This window comes from Shewanella vaxholmensis (assembly GCF_031932135.1).
In the GTDB taxonomy this organism is placed as follows: Bacteria; Pseudomonadota; Gammaproteobacteria; order Enterobacterales; family Shewanellaceae; genus Shewanella; species Shewanella hafniensis.
The window spans coordinates 1-19893 of record NZ_JAUOEV010000027.1; the positions used below are offsets into that span (position 1 = coordinate 1).

22 protein-coding genes are annotated in these 19893 nt (G+C 44.7%); 17 read left to right on the forward strand and 5 right to left on the reverse strand.

From position 1 onward, the window contains the following. Positions 1-710: 710 nt before the first annotated feature. The 3 genes from Q4Q46_RS18780 to Q4Q46_RS18790 all read right to left on the reverse strand — a co-directional run bounded on the left by Q4Q46_RS18780 (position 711) and on the right by Q4Q46_RS18790 (position 4072). On the reverse strand, positions 711-1337 hold the full coding sequence (locus Q4Q46_RS18780; RefSeq protein ID WP_172837314.1) for an FRG domain-containing protein: 627 nt from the start codon (positions 1335-1337) through the stop codon (positions 711-713). A gap of 438 nt (positions 1338-1775) precedes the next feature. Beyond that, entirely contained in the window at positions 1776-2873 is a 1098-nt protein-coding gene (locus tag Q4Q46_RS18785; RefSeq protein ID WP_311906751.1) for a ParB family protein, read from the reverse strand. Further along, a complete protein-coding gene (locus Q4Q46_RS18790; RefSeq protein ID WP_011979538.1) occupies positions 2873-4072 on the reverse strand; it encodes a ParA family protein in 1200 nt (399 codons plus the stop codon). The genes Q4Q46_RS18785 and Q4Q46_RS18790 overlap by 1 nt, the downstream gene beginning before the upstream one ends. Before the next feature lie 168 nt (positions 4073-4240). On the opposite strand from Q4Q46_RS18790, the gene Q4Q46_RS18795 reads away from it, so the two are divergent. Continuing rightward, positions 4241-4468, forward strand: coding sequence for a hypothetical protein (locus Q4Q46_RS18795; protein ID WP_014358140.1), 228 nt, complete (start codon positions 4241-4243; stop codon positions 4466-4468). 661 nt (positions 4469-5129) lie between these two features. Here the strand turns inward: Q4Q46_RS18795 and Q4Q46_RS18800 are convergent. Beyond that, the gene (locus tag Q4Q46_RS18800; RefSeq protein WP_012197907.1) at positions 5130-5861 is read right to left on the reverse strand and encodes a hypothetical protein; all 732 of its coding nucleotides are present in this window, start codon (positions 5859-5861) and stop codon (positions 5130-5132) included. A 446-nt stretch (positions 5862-6307) separates the two neighbouring features. Further along, positions 6308-6490 carry a ribbon-helix-helix domain-containing protein gene (locus tag Q4Q46_RS18805; protein ID WP_012197906.1) on the reverse strand — a complete coding sequence of 61 codons (183 nt, stop codon included), beginning with the start codon at positions 6488-6490 and terminating at the stop codon, positions 6308-6310. Between the two features lie 119 nt (positions 6491-6609). Here Q4Q46_RS18805 and Q4Q46_RS18810 point away from each other — a divergent pair, with 119 nt between their 5' ends. From Q4Q46_RS18810 to trbB, 16 genes are all read left to right on the forward strand, one after another. Continuing rightward, the gene (locus tag Q4Q46_RS18810) at positions 6610-6867 is read left to right on the forward strand and encodes a hypothetical protein (protein WP_012197905.1); all 258 of its coding nucleotides are present in this window, start codon (positions 6610-6612) and stop codon (positions 6865-6867) included. Positions 6868-6968: 101 nt separating this feature from the next. Beyond that, positions 6969-7157 (forward strand): TraY domain-containing protein, encoded by a 189-nt coding sequence (locus Q4Q46_RS18815; protein ID WP_012588990.1) that lies wholly within the window; start codon positions 6969-6971, stop codon positions 7155-7157. Between the two features lie 63 nt (positions 7158-7220). Beyond that, positions 7221-7595, forward strand: coding sequence for a hypothetical protein (locus tag Q4Q46_RS18820; RefSeq protein ID WP_012588991.1), 375 nt, complete (start codon positions 7221-7223; stop codon positions 7593-7595). 3 nt (positions 7596-7598) lie between these two features. Beyond that, entirely contained in the window at positions 7599-7901 is a 303-nt protein-coding gene (gene traL, locus Q4Q46_RS18825; RefSeq protein WP_012588992.1) for a type IV conjugative transfer system protein TraL, read from the forward strand. 40 nt (positions 7902-7941) lie between these two features. Beyond that, positions 7942-8508, forward strand: coding sequence for a type IV conjugative transfer system protein TraE (gene traE, locus Q4Q46_RS18830; protein WP_311906752.1), 567 nt, complete (start codon positions 7942-7944; stop codon positions 8506-8508). Next, positions 8508-9323, forward strand: a complete 816-nt coding sequence (gene traK, locus Q4Q46_RS18835) for a type-F conjugative transfer system secretin TraK (RefSeq protein ID WP_311906753.1) — start codon at positions 8508-8510, stop codon at positions 9321-9323. Before traE ends, traK begins: the two co-directional genes overlap by 1 nt. Continuing rightward, positions 9320-10846 carry a TrbI/VirB10 family protein gene (locus Q4Q46_RS18840; protein ID WP_012197902.1) on the forward strand — a complete coding sequence of 509 codons (1527 nt, stop codon included), beginning with the start codon at positions 9320-9322 and terminating at the stop codon, positions 10844-10846. The genes traK and Q4Q46_RS18840 overlap by 4 nt, the downstream gene beginning before the upstream one ends. 20 nt (positions 10847-10866) lie before the next feature. Next, a complete protein-coding gene (gene traV, locus Q4Q46_RS18845) occupies positions 10867-11322 on the forward strand; it encodes a type IV conjugative transfer system lipoprotein TraV (protein ID WP_014615237.1) in 456 nt (151 codons plus the stop codon). A 3-nt stretch (positions 11323-11325) separates the two neighbouring features. Further along, positions 11326-13914, forward strand: a complete 2589-nt coding sequence (traC, locus tag Q4Q46_RS18850; protein WP_311906754.1) for a type IV secretion system protein TraC — start codon at positions 11326-11328, stop codon at positions 13912-13914. Position 13915: 1 nt separating this feature from the next. Further along, complete coding sequence (locus Q4Q46_RS18855) at positions 13916-14287, forward strand: TrbI F-type domain-containing protein (protein WP_311906755.1); 372 nt, start codon at positions 13916-13918, stop codon at positions 14285-14287. Continuing rightward, positions 14284-14988 (forward strand): type-F conjugative transfer system protein TraW, encoded by a 705-nt coding sequence (traW, locus tag Q4Q46_RS18860; RefSeq protein ID WP_063883625.1) that lies wholly within the window; start codon positions 14284-14286, stop codon positions 14986-14988. Before Q4Q46_RS18855 ends, traW begins: the two co-directional genes overlap by 4 nt. Further along, on the forward strand, positions 14975-15988 hold the full coding sequence (gene traU, locus Q4Q46_RS18865; RefSeq protein ID WP_012197965.1) for a conjugal transfer pilus assembly protein TraU: 1014 nt from the start codon (positions 14975-14977) through the stop codon (positions 15986-15988). The genes traW and traU overlap by 14 nt, the downstream gene beginning before the upstream one ends. A gap of 22 nt (positions 15989-16010) precedes the next feature. Then, positions 16011-16748, forward strand: a complete 738-nt coding sequence (gene trbC / locus Q4Q46_RS18870; protein WP_220773237.1) for a type-F conjugative transfer system pilin assembly protein TrbC — start codon at positions 16011-16013, stop codon at positions 16746-16748. Continuing rightward, positions 16745-18562: a type-F conjugative transfer system mating-pair stabilization protein TraN gene (gene traN / locus Q4Q46_RS18875; protein WP_311906757.1), complete on the forward strand. Its 1818-nt coding sequence runs from the start codon at positions 16745-16747 to the stop codon at positions 18560-18562. The genes trbC and traN overlap by 4 nt, the downstream gene beginning before the upstream one ends. After that, positions 18559-19434 (forward strand): type-F conjugative transfer system pilin assembly protein TraF, encoded by an 876-nt coding sequence (traF, locus tag Q4Q46_RS18880; RefSeq protein WP_012197894.1) that lies wholly within the window; start codon positions 18559-18561, stop codon positions 19432-19434. The genes traN and traF overlap by 4 nt, the downstream gene beginning before the upstream one ends. Positions 19435-19447: 13 nt before the next feature. Then, on the forward strand, positions 19448-19885 hold the full coding sequence (gene trbB, locus Q4Q46_RS18885) for a type-F conjugative transfer system pilin assembly thiol-disulfide isomerase TrbB (RefSeq protein WP_012197893.1): 438 nt from the start codon (positions 19448-19450) through the stop codon (positions 19883-19885). Positions 19886-19893 lie beyond the last annotated feature (8 nt).

Below are 19893 nucleotides of genomic sequence, written 5' to 3' on the forward strand. Positions count from 1 at the left end.
TTTCAGATTAGCTTTTCTATGGACAAAGCTTTTCATCCTATTTACCTTTTGAACTGCGAAACACGTTTTGGGGCATAAACGTGCCAGAACTGATCGGCCAGACACTAGTTGGGACAAAAGCGTTTTAGCTCTAACTGCAACAATTAACTTATAGTCGATTTCATTTACGGGCCAAAGCAAGCTTGTATTCAATAGGAATAGAGAACTCATTAGAGTTATATTCGCTGGATAATGTAGTAAAAGATTTAATGAACTTATCAACCACAGCTGCGGTGATATTAGTTAGGTACGAGCTCAAACCTTTTTGTGAATATTAAAGATAAATTTGTGTATACGCGTGATTAGCCTACCGCCTATCACTCTTCTGTGCCAAGCAAAAAAAGCAACAATAGGATGAAAAAACATCCCTAAAATTAAACAAATTAGGTTTAAAGGGGATGGAAGGAGAAATAGTTGGTTTGCTATTTGTTTAATTATTGTGTTTTCACCATAAAACTCAAACCCAGTGTAAGAGTTATAGGATACTGTAAATACAAAGGACACCATTACAACAAACAGTAACCATATATATCTAGCAAATTTTTCTTGTTTATCTGTTGCCATATCTTAAACCTCAAAATTTAATAATCGTGATCATATAGCACTTAGCTACTTTGAATACCTAACGCCCGAAACGCGCGCGAGCTTGCAAGTCGCAGTGCTTGCGATTGTTAAATACCATCGCTAGAGTCCTCAGGTGTAACCCAGTAGTCTTTATTCGCACTATACCAATTTATATGTTCTGAAAGACCATCGAGATCTGGAAATATAGATGAGTGATTAATTCCATAGTGAGATAGCTCAAAAGGCAATTGCTCGCGAAATTTAGCCTCAATAACAATAAGTTCAAGTGTATCTTTTGTGCTTTTTGCTTCTGTTAACGGAATAGATGGCTCAGGGTGAATTGTAAAAAGACCGCCTTGCCTAACAATGCGAGAGGCCACAGTGTGTGGCTTATACTTTGCCAAAGTTTTTGCTTTGAACGGTGATGCATCTGTTTGTTCATAGATTTTATCTGCTCTTAAGCAGTAAAGATGAGCATCGCCTTCATGATAAGTGCTTACGGCAAAAAAAGTCGCCACCAAGGGCTGATATGTCCAATCTAATAAACGCGTCGCAAGACCGTGATGCTGGGCAATAGAGAGCCATTCCCATTCATTTGATGGTCTTGGACTTAGGAACTCTACAGATCTTCGCTGCCAAGCTCGAAACATTCTTTCGTCGTCGGAATCTGAGAACGGTTCTCTACCGGCTGTTGGTACAAGTAGCCATTCAGAATTTGAATGTCCACGAAACATCCACCGATTATCCTTTCGGTATTTACTGAGTGCTTCGTGTAGCTCTTGAAAGCTACTGACCCTACATGTATCCATATGACTCCGAGTATTTAACGTTTTAGTATTTATACGTTGCGCTGTTTGCAAGGCGTAAATCGCTTGTTGGGCTTGGCCGATGCCGAGTCCAGATTAATCGGTACACTTTATCGCGAGAATGTTGGAAATTTCCACCACTGAAAAATTTCAATTATTTCTAGCATATATGTACACATCGATCCGAAGTCATATACTGCAAATAAAAAAAAGAACAGTAGATATTTCTGAGTTATCTACTGTTACAAATCTGCAATATTTAAGGTGTGGCTAAAGTGTTTTAATATGTAATAAGTGTACTGTACGTATTACTTACCATGAGCGAAGCAATTATCTAATTTGAGTGACGTAAAACTAATTTTTTTATTAAAAATCAGATGTTGTATTAAATTTATTTTTTTTCAAAACATCAGCAATAGCAACATCTAACTGCTGTTGAACATCTAGAGACAATCGTCCAAATTCATAAGCGAAGTTTCGCCCTTTGATACGCTTTCTTGCATAAATGCCAGAACTATCAAATGTCGCAAGATTAGTAACGCTAACCAGTGCTTTATTTTTCATATCCTTAGCAATCTGAAGTTCTGCTTTTATCGCTTTGGTGATAGCTGATTTACGTTCTTCCCTTGAATATTCAGCCTGAATAATGACAAATTTTTTAGTCAAACCATTGATGAATGATAGTAATTCATCTTCAAATTCATATACTTCCATAACTTTATTCAGCAAAGCATAGTCAGTGTGTGACAAGTCATTAGCCACAGGAAAAAGCTTCACCAAACGTTCATCGACCTTAGCGGCTTTTAAAGCTTTACTCACACCAGCCTGACTCATTCCAAGTTGAGCTGCTACTTGAGCCTGTGTAATCTTAGGATTCGCTTTTTCCAAAGATAAGCATTGTTGTCCAATTTCACGTAGGTTATGTTCTTTTGCGGTTTGGAGCTGTTTAGCTAGAGCTTTAGCATCTGAAAGTGAAATATCATCTTTAGTTACCAGTATGCGAAATATATCAACTTCACCATTTTGCAGTAAAAACCAAGCTCTGCGTCGAGAACCATCTAGCACATCGAGTTTACCATTCACTTCTCTCGCGACGGCTGGGTAAAATTGCTGGAAGGCTAATGAATCGAGATCTTGTAGAGAATCTGCATTTAATAATGCCTGGTCACGCCCGTTAACATCAAACGTCACATAGGTACTATCGCGAACTTGTTCATATGATAACGTTGCTTCGGTAAATGTAGCGGTAGCACCCGAAGCTAATTGCCATAAGAAGCTTTTACCTACAGATTCAAGACCAAATAGATTTTGAAGAGATAACGTAACATCTTCACTTACTTTTTCTATTTCAGTTGTAATTTGGCGTTTTAAAGACTCAATATTAGCTTTGGCTGCATTTATTTGTGCTTCTTCGGCACCAACTGCATTACCTAGAGGGCTCATTACCCCACGTTTTTTAGCCATTATGCTTGCTCCTGTTCACGCCAGACGTTCACAATATCTCTTAGGACTTGGCTGGTTACTTCATAACAATTTTGCTGTGCACTTTGAAAAGTCGCTTTACTCTTAGGGTATTCACTCTTAGACATATCAAACACGGTAGAAAGCAACGAAGATGACTGACGAATAGCTTCACTATGTTTAAATTCATTTGAGTACATATAAGGCGCAAAATGATCGTATAAACTATTCATTAGATCGGTTGTAGTAGCGCTATCACGATGATTTGTAATTAAAATCTTCATAAAATCATAACCATGATGATTAGCATTAGCCAATAAAGCCCACACTTGAGGGATATAACTAAAATAGGAACAAGTAGCATCAATGTCGTTTTCTGTGATGGACAACGGGAAAACTACACTGGTAGCGGCAAAATATGCATTATAAGTTGCATACCCTAATGAGGGAGGGGTATCGATAATGATGATATCAAATTCATCTTGAACAGCATTGATGATCGTGTTCAAAAGAGAGTAAGGAGACTTTAACTTTTGACCAAATACTTGTTCATGAAACCAACCTTCAATAGCTCTATCACTTTGTGATGCCGGCAAAATACGGAGATTAGGTATAGTTGTAGGTAAGAATGCGTTTGAAACGACTTGTTCAAGAGTCTCACCTTCATCTAGATCAAAATTATTCATCATGAGATCGCCAACAGATAAACAACCTTCTAGATCCGCTTCTGGTGCGTAATACATGGACAAAGTAGCTTGACCATCCATATCGATAAGGCCTACCCGATACTCTTGATGAAACTCTGTAGCCAAGCCTGAAGCGATTGTTGCGGCAGAAACGGTTTTACCAACACCACCTTTTTGATTTTGTATAACAATAACCTGCATTTTTTGGTTATCACTGCGCTTAAATTTAGATGCTTTACGCAAGTTTTCTGGCAGCAAATCTCGTAACTGATACATTTCTTCTATGTTGATTAGCCATTGAGAATCTTCATGCCGCCTTGGATCAAAATCTGCTGTAGATACATATTTATCAAGTGTTTTTGCGTCAATGTCCAAATAGGTAAAGGCTTCCGCACGCGTAAATTTTCGCAACTCTTTCCGGTGATTTGACAATAACCGTTGGTTACGTCGCTTAATATAGGCATCAGCCCCCATTTTAAGCACTTGAAAAGTCTCTGTAGTCTGCATGCTATCCATGAAATTCTCCTTAAATAATTAAATATAAGTGTATACCTTAATATTTAAGGTGTATACTTATATTCGATGGAATTTCTATTTTAAAGGTAAAAGTACCCGAATTTGGTCAGACTGTTAATGTGGCCAAACAACAAAATACGGTAGTTGAGGGTATTGAAATGAGAAATGATGAATAAAAATACGGCCAATGATGATGGTCAAGATCATCACTGGCCTGTGCCACAACTTAGGATAAAGGTAACTAAACTTATGTCACAATTTCAGTATAACCAAATTGAAAAAGCGCGTCTAATCGACTTACCAATGATCCCATCGGGATTGTTGATTCAATGGTTAGTAACGAAACCTGATTGGTTACAACAGCGAGTATTTAAACAACTAACACTTCAACAATAAACCATAGAGAGCAGGGATTAAGTTCCTGCTCTTTAATGCTAGGTCTAAATACCTTTATAAATTTTTAACCTTTCTTACTTCGCTCATATTCAAGTGATCTTACAATAAAATGGTTCAACCATTTTATTGTAAGATCAACTCCTCTTGCTTTTGGAAATCTCAGTTTTACTCCGTTTCTTCGCCACTTTGGCACTTAGCTTGCAAATCCCTTCTGCTAGACGCTTTTTTCTTTAGCTACTTACTATACAGCGCGTTTGAATTTTAACGGTCGTAGACAAAATTAACTTACAGCACTGTTTTTAGATATCGCCCCTAGCGTTAGCTAGGAATTGGCGAGGCATTATGCATTTAGTGGATTTATCCACTGCTTTTGATTCCTTTTAATAAGTTATCTTTTACTAATAAGTAAGCTCTTAAAAGAAAAAAGCTTTTGGACTCCCGAATTTTACTCCTTTTTCTTACTCCCAATTTAATAAGGATATACATACCTTATCCACAAGAGCTACGAACCTATGAGAAAAACATACGAATTAACGTCAATCGCTAACAGAGAGAGATGAAAATTTAGTGAAATGTAAGCCTTTAACTAGCAAAATTAGCTGTTATTTATCGTTGGGGTAGGGAAGGGCGCCGCCATATGACGGTAAGCTTAAAATAGCGATTAATGCGTACTGGGGGGATTAACGTTAGAGGAGAAAAACATATCCGCTGTAAATCGTTGCCTCAATGGCAGCTGACGCTTGAAGCAGCGCCACGTAAACGATAAACCATTATCAAGAGCTTTCTGATACGAAAACTTAATTTGCGCTCTTATATCATCGGAATAAACACCAATCGATTGTAAAAATTGAGGTGATAGCCACTTATAAGCAGCGCGAGAACGAATAGTACCTTCTTCGTCAGCTTTTTTAACTTCTTGAACCAGGTAGACGCCTGCAAGTTTAAGCATATCGATAAAGCGATACCAAGTTGAGCTTGGTATCGCTTCACCCCAGCGCTTAGCGTGAGCAAGCATGAGTGCATCATGGCTGGTAGGATCGAACCCTATGTTTTTAGCTTTACCCACTTGGCCGCTCATAAGATCGCATGTAGTTATCAATGTAACTGATATCTCAAATAGCTTTCGCTTAGTACGTTCAGACATAGTTCGTGATACGCCACCATTATCAACGTCTAACTTTCGGCTATAAATCAGCCGGCGCGCATTGTTGATCACCACATTAAAATATCGAGGTAAACGGCTACCTTTAAGCTTAAAACCGTCAAGACTAGCTTTATAGGCATTAGAGCCCACATCATGCTTATTATTTTTTACATGAAGAGCAGCTGCGCGTTTTTCGTTGCGTAGTCTCTGACGCTTCTGACGTGCTTTATCTGCGTTAGATTTTTGCATGAGACACTACCACAATGCACTCACGAAAAGATGATCTCAAGATCAACTGACGCTGGCATATGGGGTTTAAGTGTCTTAAATTTTGGTGCTGCAAAGGTACGCAGCCATTGAAATAATTAGGCATTATATTGATTCCACATGTTTTAGGGCTGTTTGAATGGTTAGTTCAAACATTGCTGATCACTATAATCTTATCGATCGCAAAGATCAACGATCTTTCAATGGCTTGAATTTTAGGCACAAAAAAGCCGACCCATGTGGTAAGTCGGCTTCGTTGTCGAATGCTTCACGTTAGGGAACCACCCCCAACACACTCTAATTTTGAAAAATACACTACATAGAAAACTATGTAGTAGCGTGCTATGTAATGCACTTTTGCTTCAAAATCTACTTCGTATTTTAATAGCTCATCAAAAAAATTGCAAGGCCAATGCAAAACAGATCAACTATGCATCTGAATCGGGGTCGAATTGCAATTTATCCTTAACAGCCTCAACAGTTAAAGCTGTAATTGTTTGATATTTACCATCTTTTACAGCTTGGTCCATCAATTCCTTAAGCTTCTTTGGGCACCTAAACGTCACAAGCTCAGTTTTAGACGAAGTAGGAGGGTTATAATTTTTTTTCATAATAATTCATTTTGTATTGACCACCTTACTGTAATACAGTAAGTTTACTGTAATACAGTAATCTTGTAATTTTATTCATGATAGAACATATCGATTTTTCAATAAAGAAGTAAAAAAATATGCCTCTAAATAAAAGCGAGATCACTATTTTCCGTGAGTTGTTCCCAACTCTTACGCAACGGCAGCTAGAAGTAATGAAGGATTTTTCACTAGGAATGACACCATCTCAATTACAAGCCAAAGCAGACTGCTCGCGCACGGCAATTGAAAGGCACCTTGCCGATCTCAGAGCAGAATTTGGATGCACGTCATCTAATGAAATTAGAACTATCTTTTTAAATAAACTATTAATACAAGTATTACGTAACTCAATTTAAGTTTCATTTCAAGTTAGGAATTTCCTAACTAATAACGGTATCTGTTTTCACTTATTATCTTCGCCGCGATAGTCGCACAACTAGATATAAATGAGGATTACATGTCCGATGGAAAAATTAACAAAAATCACTCAAGAATAACAATTATTCTAACAGGTGAATATCACAATAAATTAGTTAATTCATGTGAACGTTCAGCACGTAGCAAACGAGCCGAAATACAGCTTCGAATTGAGCATAGTTTATTAAGTTTTGTTGATGCTCCGCCCAAACCAATTAAACAACAATGATCAAACAAGTAATTATAATTAATTACATAAGCCTCACCTAAATATATACAAAGGAAGTGTTATATGACAACTCTGACTCAGAAACAACCTAACGCACAACAAACTGAAGTAAACGAAGAAATTCTAAGACTCGCAAAACATATACCCAGTGATAGCACCATATTCATAATGCGTTGCACTTTCCTATTCATCATTTGTATCGTCGCTACTTTGCTGTTGTCTTGGGATGTACATGCCATAGACATATTCGCCCCCGCTAAAAATGAGATTGTTGATACCGTTGGCACAGGTTCAACAGCGCAATTTGCCATTCTGGTGGCGGGCTTATGTGTAGGGGCTCTCACGGGATTTTTAACCAGAGACTGGGGAAAAGCCATAGGGGGTTTTATCGTTGGCATCATTTTCATCAACGTTGGGTTAAAGGTCGTAGGTCTATAGGCCGTGGATAATCCCACTCAGTTTTTTAGCATCCCTAAACACCTTAATAACACCCCTACGCTATTAGGGTTCGCTATGGATGAAATAGTCCCTGCCTTAATGTTTTTTGCCGTGTTATTCATGATGGATCACGCGCTCATTGGCATGGTACTAGCCTCTTCATGGTTTTTAGGGATGCGCAGAATGAAATCGCAATACGGCATGAGCGTATTACGCCTCACCGCTTATTGGTACGCCCCAGCAGAATTTAGCGCTTCATTTTTAAAACGAACGCCTGCGGCATGTCGCCGCTACTGGTTACGTTAAATGATGTGAATTAGGGGGCCAATCCCCCTAAGGATGCCCCATGTTACAAAAGAACAAGATCGACTTTATCCGCATTGCAAAATCCCTCAACACACTTCTGTTAATCGGCTTTACCGTAGCCATGATCAGTAACACGGTCCTAGCAAGTATTGTATGGATGGCTTATTTCAATAAAAGCCGCACCGTTGTACCACCGACCATCAGCGCAGCCTTTACCGTATCAGACACGTCTATAGATGAACCGTATTTACAGCAAATGGCCGAATACTTTGCCTTTCTAAAACTCAATGTCACGCCCGCTTCGGTAGACCATCAGTACAAACAGCTCGCAACGTATATCGATGAAGCTGATTGGCATCAGATGCAACCTTTACTGGTTGAAGATGCAGCCATGATTAAAAAACAAAATATAAGCAGTCACTTCACCATCGTTGATACCCAAATTGCCCTTGACGATCGTCTTGTCAAACTCACAGGCACGTTAAACAAATATGTCGGGAAACGCCCGCTAGAACCCGAAACCATCAGCTACATCATTGCCATGAATTATGACCATGGCCAACTGTCGCTCAAAGCCATTAAGAAAGTGCAAAAGGAAGTTAAATAATGAAGATTGCTTACCCACTTGTTTTCGCTGCCTGCGCGCTTTTTCCTATGAGCGTGTTAGCGGCAAATACGCCCCCAAAACACTACGGATTCAATGACAGCGAAACGGTTCCTATCGAGCTGTCGAGTGTTGATATCAACCGCTTAGTCGTTGAAGGTGACAAAATCACCTCGATTGATTGTCCAGAAGGATTTTGCGTTGTCACTGGCACTAAATCGGATAAATCCGGTGCAGCGCGCGTTAACCTCAATTTGGCCATGCCATTTACAGCCTATGTATCAACTGAAAAGGGCAGACATTTCGGCTTATTCATCAGCCCTAAAGCCATTCCTGCCGTGACCTCTATCTTCACTGCTGAACATTATCGCGAAGAACAACCCTCCGTTTTCGATAAGAAAACCCCTTACCCCACCATGATGACGGAGTTTACCGCGCAAATGATCCGTTACCTGAACACAGGCAAACCGATTGACGGTTATCGTGTGCATGTAGTTAGTGCCCCTGCTGAACGAGAACCGACAAATAACGAGCCGAGAGGCACAGAAACATCAATAGATGATCTCATGTTTACTCGCTTAAATGAGCAAATGCCCAAACCGGCAGGACTGACAACAGCGCCCGCCGTTGTGTTCACTGGTAAGCATTTCAACGGCATCATTTATCGCGTAACCAATCACGCAGCACTCCCAGTCACCCTCACAACGGCGCAGTTCTACTCCCCAACGACGCGAGCCGCAGCCTTATCAACCTATGAATTAGCACCACAACAAACAGGCCACCTGTTTGTTGTCTCGGGCGGGGAGAGCATGCAATGAAGCAACTCCTAGACTACTTCAAAAAGGACCCCGAAGCCGACTTTGAGCAAGGCAGTGCGTTAAATGAAGCCAATAAAAAACGCAATTGGGTGATTGCAGGTGTGGGGGCAACGGTACTCGGTGCCCTCTATTTAGCGGGCGACGCCTATATGTCTGCCCCTAAACGTGCCCCCGAAACCGCAGCGGGCAATCCTATCGATTTTGGTGCCGTGATTGATAAAGATTTCACCGAGAAAGACAATCAGTCTGCGCTCACCGCACAACAAATTGCCTTAGATAAGCAGCAGAAAGCGATTGATAAAATACTGAGCAGCATGCAAGCCATTGAGCGCAACAATGAAGCTAATCGCCTTGATTTAAAACGTAATTTAGAGACATTCCAACTAACCATCACTGAAAGAATTGATGATAAGATTAATGCAGCAAACGCAAATGCAATGCAGCATAGCAATGTCACCGATGAATTTTCGACAGAGGGCATCGATGCATCTGCCTATCCCGTTAGGCAAAGCACACGCTACTTAGGTGAACAAACGCTGCCGCCACGCCCGAGCGTGGGTGACGGACAAAGCGGGTATGCTGCCCCCTATCAAGGCGGCGCTATCCCGCCACCTGCAACCCAAAATGGCATCGATTCCTTTGCATTAAATTGGGAAACGCCAGAAGAAAACCTGCCAAAAAAACGCACCCCTGAGAACTATGTTCCTGCAGGTACGTTTGTCACGGCTGTCGTTACGGGCGGCGCAGATGCCAATGCGGGTGTGAATGGCCAAGGCGATACGGTGCCGATGGTATTCCAAACCACTAACCAAGGTGTACTCCCTAACGGCAAGCCCTCAAAACTAAACAACTGCACAGTTTTGGGCGCGGCTTACGGCGAAATCTCATCGAGTCGCGGCATTGTGCGCACCACTCGCCTCAGCTGTATTTTTGAAGATGAAATCATCGACATTCCAGTCGAGGCGACCGTATTTAACTATGGCCGCAATGGCATTCGCGGTACAGCCATTATGAAGAACGGCAAAATCGTTCAGATGGCAGGGATTAGCGGCATTTTGACGGGCATTGGTGAGACAGGTAAGGCACTGAGCCAAACCACATCGAACTCAGCGCTAGGGTCAACTTCAAGCGTGAATGGGGCCGATGCACTGCTCAACTTAGCCGGCAGTGCCAGTTCAAGCGTGGGTAGCAAGCTTGCTGATTACTACATTAAATTAGCTGAGCAATACCACCCGATTATTGAGCTCAATCCGGGCAATACCGTCAACATCGTGTTTTTGAAAGGCTTTCCGCTCGATCCGGTTGGCATTCAAGAATACGAAGAAGCGCTAGCGCAGCAAGCCCAAAATCCTGTCAGTGCCACAGCGCAAATCCTCAACACTATCAGCAACCCACTGTTAGAACAGATGCCAGGGAATATTAAGCCGCAGGCCCAAGGCGCAAACACGCCTACACCACAGCAGCAATATAACCAACAAGGCCAGCGTCCCCCTGTTAACTCAGCCTTTGGCCGTGCGAACTAATTCATTAAAGGAGTGACATTTTGAACCCAATCATGAGCAAAAATGCATTACGTAACACCAGTATTATCGCACTGGCTTCATGGCTATTAAGTGGCTGTGCGGCGGGGCTGGATAGTGACTATTCCTGCGATAAGGTGGGCGGCATCAATGGCTGTACCAATATGATGGAAGTGAGGCAACTCACCGACAGTGGTGTGTTCAATCAGCCACAAGCACAAAGCCCTGCGGTGACAGCCTTAAGCGGCCAAAGCACAACTGCACTTCCCAAGCTCGCGAGCCAACAACAAGACTTTATCCCTTTGCCACGCCGCGACCGCCACGGTGTACCGCTGCGCACCTCTGAGTCAGTCCAAAAAGTAACCATCTTCCCCTACCTCAACGAGCAAGGTGATTACGTTGATACCAGCGATGTCTACATCGTGGTCGATAAGAGCCGTTGGACGGGTAGACCTGCCAAATACATCAAGCAGGATTAAGCCATGAAACAACGTATTAAAAACGATCTCGGCGCACTCTATGCCAGCAGCAAACAGCAGCACAACCATCTGCATCATGAATTGCCCTATCGCATTTATGATGATGCTGAACAAGTCTTTGAAAATGCTAATTCGCTTGGTTTTGGCTTTGCTATTTCGCTGTTTGGCGGGGCTAATGACGACTTGATCAAAACCATGAACGCCTTGGTGTGCACACTGCCAGAGGGCGACAAATGGCATTATCAATTCGTCATGGTGGGTAATAATCAAGTCGGTGAGCTCATCGAGCAAAATCAAGCGCTGCTCAGTGGCCGCAATGCCATTTGCGATAAATTTGCCTCAAATGAAGCTATCTATGCCAAACACAGTTCGATCAAAGGCTTTGGCACCAAGCTCAGCAGCGCATATCACTACGATCTAAAGAACACCAAAGGGTTTTTCTTTGTTTCAACCACCGAAGACATGCCCGCACTGCTGGATATGCGCCTTGGCATTGAGTCAGAGCTGGCGCAAACAGGCATGCACATTCGCCGCTTAGGCGCTGACGATTTGATTGAGCATTGCCGCGAGCATTTAAATTTTTCGCATCAACAAGATCGCGTTTCGCCCGCTAAATATAACGAGTATCAACCTCTCAACACCCAAATTCTCAGCCCTGACAGTGAGTTCATCATTAATCGTGATTCGGTCAATATCCGTCACACACCGATGCAATCAGACAACAGTGTCGATACCACCTTAATCAATCTTGGGCTAAAGGGGCTGCCGAACGACTTTAGGCTATATGCGTTTCCCAACTGTATTGCATCACTCAGTTACACCATGAACAGTGTTCAATGCCCTTACCGTGTCAGCGTGTCTTTTTATATTAATAAAACGGGTGAGCAAACAACCCGTAACGACAGCAAAATTGGCTCACTAACCAAAACGGTCAACTCCCCCATGCGGTTGTTGATCCCCAGTGCCGCGGATGAACTGGCTGAACGCAAGGAGATACAAAAAGGACTCAGCTCACACGCCTTTAAAATCACCACCATGACATTGAATGTCACCCTGTATACGACAGAAGAGAAACAACGCCATGACACCTCAAAAGCGATTGCGACCTTCCGCACGGCAGGCATTGATTTAATCCGAAACAATAAACTGCAAGGCATGTGCACCCTGTCCACACTCCCGTTCTCAATGAGCGAAGGCTTTATGAAAGACAGCCAAAAAGCGGGCCTGTGTTTCATGATGAAAACCTCAAACTTGGTAAACTTTTTACCGATTGTGGCTGACTACAAACGCTTATCAGCAGGGCTACTCTTGCCAACAATGCGCCATCAAATTAGCTATTTCGATCCGTTTAACTGCGGCAGTGATAACTACAACATGGCGATTACGGGCGGCTCAGGGGCAGGGAAGTCATTCTTCATGCAAGCCTTGGTGAAATCTATTTTTGCCAAAGGGGGCAAGGCATGGATTTTAGACAAAGGCCAAAGCTATAAAAAACTCACTCAAACATTAGGCGGCGTCTATCTCGACAGTTCGCAGATTTTCCTCAACCCGTTTACCCACTTAGGCAAAGTATTAAGCGTGCGGGATGCGGGCACTTTTGGCCCAATCCTCGATGATGAAGGTCAAGCCATTGATCCCATCACCGAAGTGTTGGGAAACATCACCGCGCTTATCGCCACCATGGCATCACCTGATGAAAAGCTCACCGGATTTCAGACGGCATTACTTGGCGATGCTATTTTGCTGGCATGGCAAAAATGCGGTAACGACACGCTGATTGACGATGTGCAAAAGGCACTCTATAACATTGCCGCACAAAAAAATGACGATACCCGTATCAGTGATATCGCTGCGCAATTAAACAAGTTCTGCTCGGCGGGTATTCATGGCGCCATTTTCAACAAGCCCTCGATGCTCGATCCCAATATCGACATCACCACCCTTGAACTCGATGGGTTTAAAGGCGAGCTGCAACGTCCGGTGATTTTCGCGTTAATGGTGACGATTAGCCAACAAATGTACTTATCTGGCCAACGTTCTATTCCGAAAATCTGTGTGATTGAAGAAGCGTGGTCGCTCATGAGCGGCGCGAATGCGCAAAGTAAGGATTTCATCAACGAAGGTTATCGCACAGTGCGTAAGTTCGGCGGCAGCTTTGCAACAGTAACGCAAGGCATGAACGACTTCTTTGCCAACGCCGAGGCCGAAGCGGCACTGAACAGTTCAGATATTCATATCACCTTGCGTCAAGGTGATGGCTTTGGGGATTTCTTGAACAAGCATCCTGACCACTTCTCGCCCTTCGAGCAACACATGATCAAGTCATTCCCCCGCGCCAATGATGCGGGTCATTCCTGCGTCATGCTCAAAGCGGGCGGGCTAGTGTCCTTTCACCGGATTTTTGCCGATCCATGGTCGCGCGCCATGCTCTCAACTGAACCCAAAGAGTTTGAATATTGCGAAAACTTGATTAAAGGCGGCATGCCGTTACTCGATGCCATCGAACTGACAGCCCAACATTTCTATCCCGATGATATGGCCCGCTTTGATGCCATTTTGTCCGCCGCAGCAACCCACAAAGAGGCCGCATAAAATGGAAAAAACCATCATACAATCAATTTTATGGCTGGTGACGCTGGGCGTCATGATAACCCTCTGGGTGACGCGCGAACCCAGTGTTGTCGAGTATGACATTAACGAAACCGTGGCGAGCTTTCACCAATCTATCGGTCAAAGCGAGCTATCCGACGAACAACGCGAAAAAGAAATCACTCGATTTACCCAAACACTCGATGATGTGGTGCAGCAATACGCCATTGATAACCATGTCTTGGTGTTAGTCAGCCCCGCCGTCGTCAGTGGCGCCGTGAATGTCACCCAAGAAATTCAGCAGTCACTACTGCAAACCCTTCAAGCGCAAAACAAGGCGAACCGCGCCCAAGCGAGCGAGGTCACGGCTAAATGAATAAATTCGCGCTTCTGATGCTAGCGCTATGCCCACTCTTACCACTCAAGGCTGCGTCCATCGGCACCGTGGGCCAAGTGTTCCCCATAGCTGAAATTGACATGCTGCAGTGGATTGAAAACCGTCTGCAAACCTTAGAAAAAACGGGTGAGCTAGACAGTATGCGCGAGCAATTCCAAGAGAATGTCAAAGCGGGTGTTAAGCGCCCTCGTCCGGTGGGGCTCATTACCACTAAAACCCCAGAGGTGTTTTTAGTCGATCCCACTTTAACGCTGGCCAAAGATATCAATGATGCAAAGGGCAACCTGATTTATCCCAAAGGGACACGCGTAAACCCATTTGACACCAAGACATGGCCAGCATTGCAAAAGGCCAACGTCGGCAAGTTTGAGTTCAGTAAAACGCTGGTGTTTTTTGATGGGGATGATGTGCAGCAAGTGTTATGGGCCAAAGAGTTTGCAACAACCCATGACAAGCCACACACCATCAAATGGATTTTAACGGGCGGCGAACCCGAAACACTGCATGGCCAATTAGATGCGCGCGTTTACTTTGACCAGCAAGGAAACCTCAGCCGCGCATTAACACTTAAGCGCGTTCCGAGTGTCGTTAAGCAAGCGGGGGTGATGTGGCAAGTGCGCGAAATAGATGTGTCAAATTTCCCTGTATTCATGGAGGAAACAAACCATGCGACACATTAAACTCGCGTGGCTTGTAGCCTTATCTTTATTGATGGGTCTAATTCCTTCACAAGCCAACGCACAGGCCGCCTGTACGGGTACGTTCGTTAACCCGATGACCGACATTTGTTGGTCGTGTATCTTCCCGATGACCATTGGCAGTGTGCCTATTATTCCTGGGAGCCTACCCGATACACGCAACCCTGTATCACCCATTTCATTTTGTCCCAAACCGCCGCCTATTTTTATGCAAATTGGCTTGAATATCGGCTACTGGGAGCCTGATACCTTAGTGGACGTGACGCGCGTCCCTTACTGCATGGTCAACATGGGCATGAAGCTCGACATGAGTAATTCCCCCCAAATTGGCGGTCGCGTTACAAGTCGCGATAACGATGCCAGTGATGGCGCGTTTTATCATGGGCACTGGTACAAATACCCAGTAATTTATTGGCTGCAAATTATGCAAAGCGCAGCCTGTATGGCCACAGACAATTTCGACATTGCCTATTTAACAGAGATAGATCCACTGTGGGATGACGATGAGTTGTCTTTTATCCTCAATCCCGAAGCCATTTTATTTGGCAATTTAGTGTCACAACTCGCCTGTGCAACCGAAGCCGTGGCCACCTCAACTAACAGCATATTGCCTTTTGATTTTCTGTTTTGGTGTATGGGCTCACAAGGCAGTGCCTACCCCCTGACTGGCACCACCAATTACCGCGACACGCCCATTCAGGCGGGTACGTTGATTTTAGAGCGCCTGAACTACAAATTGCATCGCCAAGGCATCGTTTGGGAATCCCACGGTGAAGACGGCGCGATTTGCTATCAAACGCCGATGCCCCTCATGCCCAAATCCCGCTATCGCTATCAAATGACCAACACCATACCCGATGCGCTATGGGCGCACCCTTACACCACGACCACCGTTATCTGGGAAAGTGGCCACGACAACCCTGTGTCGGGTGACAACTTTGGTTTTATCAACTTCAAAAAACGCAATTGCGTGTTTTTGTGACCAAGAAGGAGAGGGATTTTCGATGAAAAAGTTTGAGACCAAATTACCTACAATTTATACCGAGTTATGCACAAAAATTGTGCATAACTCTCTATTTTCACAACCATTCAAGGGATTAGCCTTACTGCTGAGCTTATACCTTGGATCAATTTCACAGGTATTCGCCCAAACGGATTACAGTATTGACGAATTAAAAGCGCTGTCGATGCGAGAACGTCACACATTACCCCCATTGAATGGTGACCAAGCCGCACTGTTTGATAAAGCTCGTCAGTTCGAAGCGCAAAGCAAAGGCCAATTAGACAACGCGCTATCACCATTGCTCGATGCAAAGCCCAACCCCAGTGCCGATGCTAATGGTGTGATGGTATTTGTGTCATTGGGTATGCCTGCCACCAGTTTGCAGCAATTGCTCATGCAAAGCGCAGACTTACAAGTGCCACTCATTGTGCGCGGTGTACTGCCACAAGGCTTTACCGCCACTGTTAAACAGATGAATCACCTCATCGATAACAAGGGTAAAACCATACAGAGCGGTTTTGCGATTAATCCCCAGTGGTTTACGCAATTCGGCATTACCCAAGTACCCGCCTTTGTTGCTGTAAGACCCAACAAATGTCAGGCAAAACAGCCCTGCAGTACCGATGACTTTGACGTGATTTACGGCAACGTTTCGTTGTATGACGCGCTGAACTTACTAGCACAACACGGCAGCATTCCCGATGTTGCGGCGAAGACATTAGCACAGGGGGCGAAATGACTCAGTTGAATAATGCCTTAATCCTCAGTGCCATCCTCACATTGAGCGCCGCCTTGCCTGTTGTGGCGGCCAACAGCGAAAAGGATTACCGCGACAATGTGCAGTGGGCCAAAGACAGTATCAAGCAGAATCAGAACAAAGCGGGTTACACCGGTTTTGACGTTAACAGCCTATGCAAAGATGCGACATGTCAGCAAGAAGTCGCCAACCCGAGCGAAAGCCGTTACTACAACAACCCGAGCGCCATGGACAGTGCCAAAATGCAAGGCATGAGCACGGATGGCCAAGCCCAAGCCGTGACGAGTGGCTTTAATAATGGCCGCCCGACGATTGATGAAAACGATCCGGCATACCATACCGCCGTTGGCTATCAAAATGATGCTTACAATATCAGCCACGGCATTTCATCTAAATATCATGACTGTGAAAAAGGGCTCGTTTGTGAAGTCGATTCTCAGCCACGTTCTTGCACGTTGCCCACCAATAATCCGGTGCAATGCTACCTAACACCCTTTGTCAAAAGCACGTCAACGCGTGAAAAAGAGCACTCATTCCGGTTGTCAGGTAAGCCGCCATTTACCATTACACTGCCTAATCCCAACGCTGAAATTAAACGGATACGATTCAACGGCGATTACTCAAGTTGGGGTGGCGCGACAAAACTTGAAATCAAACTTAATGACATCTATATCGGCCACATTCCTTCACAACGCGCCGCTGGTGACTGCATTGTAAATGGCTTTTGTCCCTCAAGTGTCAACGCCACCTTAAGCACTGATAACTATCAAGGCGGTACATCACCACTTACAGTCAATATTGGCACTATTCTGGGTGGTACATGGGATTGGGCTTTTTACCTCCCAATCGAAAATCTACCGATCACATTCGTGACAACAGAAAGCGACGTTGAAATTGGCTACAACAACAGTTGCGGCGCAGTCCTCCCCGAGTGCCAACAAGTCCAATCTCAATGTATTGAAGGTAAAGAAACACGCATGATTAATGGGATCAGCGTGACATTGGATTGCTGGAAAGAACAAACCACCTATCAATGTGCCTTTCCCAATACCTGCACCACCCTCGCAGATTGCAGCATTCAATCAACCAGCTGTGACACCCAACTTGGCGGCGTTTGCATTAAAGATAAACAACAACGCCTATGTGATAAACAGCAATGCCGCGATACGGGCCTTATCTGCGGTGCAGACAGCTTTGCGCTCAGTGGTGACTATTACGATCCTGCGGCCACTCGCAGCACTGACTTTAACCATGCTGCGGCAGGACTGGCCGCCGTCAGTGACGCAGCCGGTGATGTGAAAGACAAAGCCAACATCAACGAAAACAGCGCCATCATTTTCAAAGGCAACATCATGGAATGCAGCGATAAAGCGCTGGGGATAAGCAATTGTTGTCAGGACAGCGGTTGGGGTAACGGCATCGGCTTAACGTCCTGCAGTGAAGAAGAAAAAGCGCTGGGTACCGCCAAAGAAGACAAGCTCACCGTATCACTTGGCCAATATTGCGCTGAGAAAGTACTTGGCGTGTGTATCCGCAAGAAAAAAGCCTATTGCGCGTTTGATAGCAAACTCGCGCGCATTGTGCAGGTTGAAGGCCGCGCGCAATTGGGTAAAAACTTTGGCAGCGCCAAGCATCCTGATTGCAGCGCCTTTTCCCCCAACGAACTGCAACGCATTGATATGTCGTCAATGGACTTTTCTGATTTTTATGAAGACATGTACGACGCCATCGAACTGCCCAGCACTGACGAAATTCAAAAACGCTTACAACAGTCGGTTGGAGGAACCAAACCATGAGGACGTTGTTAAATAACCGCTTACAACATGCCGCAGCATCTCCTTTTTTTCGGTGGTCAAGCCGCGCGCCGTTGGCGTGGTTGTCCACAAAAAATGGGGATGCAGTGGTCAACAAGCGCAGCGCGTTAGTGCTCCTTATGCTGACAACGTTTTGCCACGGTGCAAACGCCACGGATGCACAAGGGTGGCGCTGGTATAACGAACCGACAGCCCCCAAGAAGCAAGCGCCTAAAAAGGCCGAAACGCCAAGCGTCACACTCACGCGCACCAAAACGCTGACGCCCACCGAGCAGATGGATTGGTTCCACAGCTACTACCAAGACACGCTCAATGACGCGGCGATAAACAGCCAAGACAGCGAGAAAGTGGAAAAGGCCATGCTGCTTAATCAGTACGTCAGTAATAAATCGTCAGAGTTTGGCATGACCTTCAAAAAGGTCCTGCTGGATAACCCTGAGCTGTCTTACACCAAAGACAGGCCAACAGAGCAAGCGGCAAGAAGCACCTATTTATCATTAGAGCGCAACAAGAAGATGCGCGCGGTACGCAGCCTTGCCGATGCGGGATGGGGGCTGTTCTTTGTCTACAAAGGCCAAGAAGAAATTGATATTGCGCTAGCGCCCAGCGTGCAGCAGTTCGCTACTGAGCATGGCATTGAGCTACTTGGCGTCACGCTCGATGGTGTCGCACTGCCAGCCATCGTGCAGAACCGTCAAAACGACCAGCACATAAACGTCCCGTTTAGTCCCGCACTCGTGTTAGTTAATCCTGGCACGGGGGAAATGAAACCGCTCGCTTATGGCTTTATCTCTCAAGACGATTTACTTGGCCGCTTCCTGAACGTGGCCACCGATTTCGCCCCTGACTTTTAAACGGAAAATACCCATGAAACGCATCATCACTGTAATGTTAATGACTCTTCTATTCTCTTTCAACGCGAAGGCTACCCCCATGGGGGCGGCTGTTGCAGCCAATCCGAATGATTACGCGTTAGTGTTTTTCTTTCGCTCTGATTGCCCGTTTTGCCACAAGTTCGCCCCGAAACTGAAACAGCTTGCGGCGCAAACTGGCACCTATACCTATGCCTTTTCGCTCGACAACCAAGGGATAGCAGGTTTTGAAGTGCCTATTCCTTCCACGCCAGACATTGCCGCCACCTTCTTTGAGAACCCGCGCAGCGTGACAGTGCCCGCCACATTTTTAATAAACGTCAATACCCGTAAGTTTGTCCGTTTAACCGTCGGTGATGTGACGCCCTCGCAGCTTCAACAAAGTTACCTTCAATCCCTCAATGACCCACAAGTCATTGCAAGCATGCGTTAGGAGCAACC

Bases quoted from the DNA above. Each gene is read 5' to 3' on its own strand.
- traC (WP_311906754.1), top strand. From the start codon at position 11,326: ATGAAACAACGTATTAAAAACGATCTCGGCGCACTCTATGCCAGCAGC.
- Q4Q46_RS18820 (WP_012588991.1), top strand. From the start codon at position 7,221: ATGACAACTCTGACTCAGAAACAACCTAACGCACAACAAACTGAAGTA.
- traN (WP_311906757.1), top strand. From the start codon at position 16,745: ATGACTCAGTTGAATAATGCCTTAATCCTCAGTGCCATCCTCACATTG.
- traW (WP_063883625.1), top strand. From the start codon at position 14,284: ATGAATAAATTCGCGCTTCTGATGCTAGCGCTATGCCCACTCTTACCA.
- traK (WP_311906753.1), top strand. From the start codon at position 8,508: ATGAAGATTGCTTACCCACTTGTTTTCGCTGCCTGCGCGCTTTTTCCT.
- traF (WP_012197894.1), top strand. From the start codon at position 18,559: ATGAGGACGTTGTTAAATAACCGCTTACAACATGCCGCAGCATCTCCT.
- Q4Q46_RS18790 (WP_011979538.1), bottom strand. From the start codon at position 4,072: ATGGATAGCATGCAGACTACAGAGACTTTTCAAGTGCTTAAAATGGGG.
- Q4Q46_RS18810 (WP_012197905.1), top strand. From the start codon at position 6,610: ATGCCTCTAAATAAAAGCGAGATCACTATTTTCCGTGAGTTGTTCCCA.
- Q4Q46_RS18840 (WP_012197902.1), top strand. From the start codon at position 9,320: ATGAAGCAACTCCTAGACTACTTCAAAAAGGACCCCGAAGCCGACTTT.
- Q4Q46_RS18805 (WP_012197906.1), bottom strand. From the start codon at position 6,490: ATGAAAAAAAATTATAACCCTCCTACTTCGTCTAAAACTGAGCTTGTG.
- Q4Q46_RS18795 (WP_014358140.1), top strand. From the start codon at position 4,241: ATGAATAAAAATACGGCCAATGATGATGGTCAAGATCATCACTGGCCT.
- traE (WP_311906752.1), top strand. From the start codon at position 7,942: ATGTTACAAAAGAACAAGATCGACTTTATCCGCATTGCAAAATCCCTC.
- trbB (WP_012197893.1), top strand. From the start codon at position 19,448: ATGAAACGCATCATCACTGTAATGTTAATGACTCTTCTATTCTCTTTC.
- traU (WP_012197965.1), top strand. From the start codon at position 14,975: ATGCGACACATTAAACTCGCGTGGCTTGTAGCCTTATCTTTATTGATG.
- Q4Q46_RS18800 (WP_012197907.1), bottom strand. From the start codon at position 5,861: ATGCAAAAATCTAACGCAGATAAAGCACGTCAGAAGCGTCAGAGACTA.
- Q4Q46_RS18815 (WP_012588990.1), top strand. From the start codon at position 6,969: ATGTCCGATGGAAAAATTAACAAAAATCACTCAAGAATAACAATTATT.
- Q4Q46_RS18785 (WP_311906751.1), bottom strand. From the start codon at position 2,873: ATGGCTAAAAAACGTGGGGTAATGAGCCCTCTAGGTAATGCAGTTGGT.
- Q4Q46_RS18780 (WP_172837314.1), bottom strand. From the start codon at position 1,337: ATGTTTCGTGGACATTCAAATTCTGAATGGCTACTTGTACCAACAGCC.
- trbC (WP_220773237.1), top strand. From the start codon at position 16,011: ATGAAAAAGTTTGAGACCAAATTACCTACAATTTATACCGAGTTATGC.
- Q4Q46_RS18855 (WP_311906755.1), top strand. From the start codon at position 13,916: ATGGAAAAAACCATCATACAATCAATTTTATGGCTGGTGACGCTGGGC.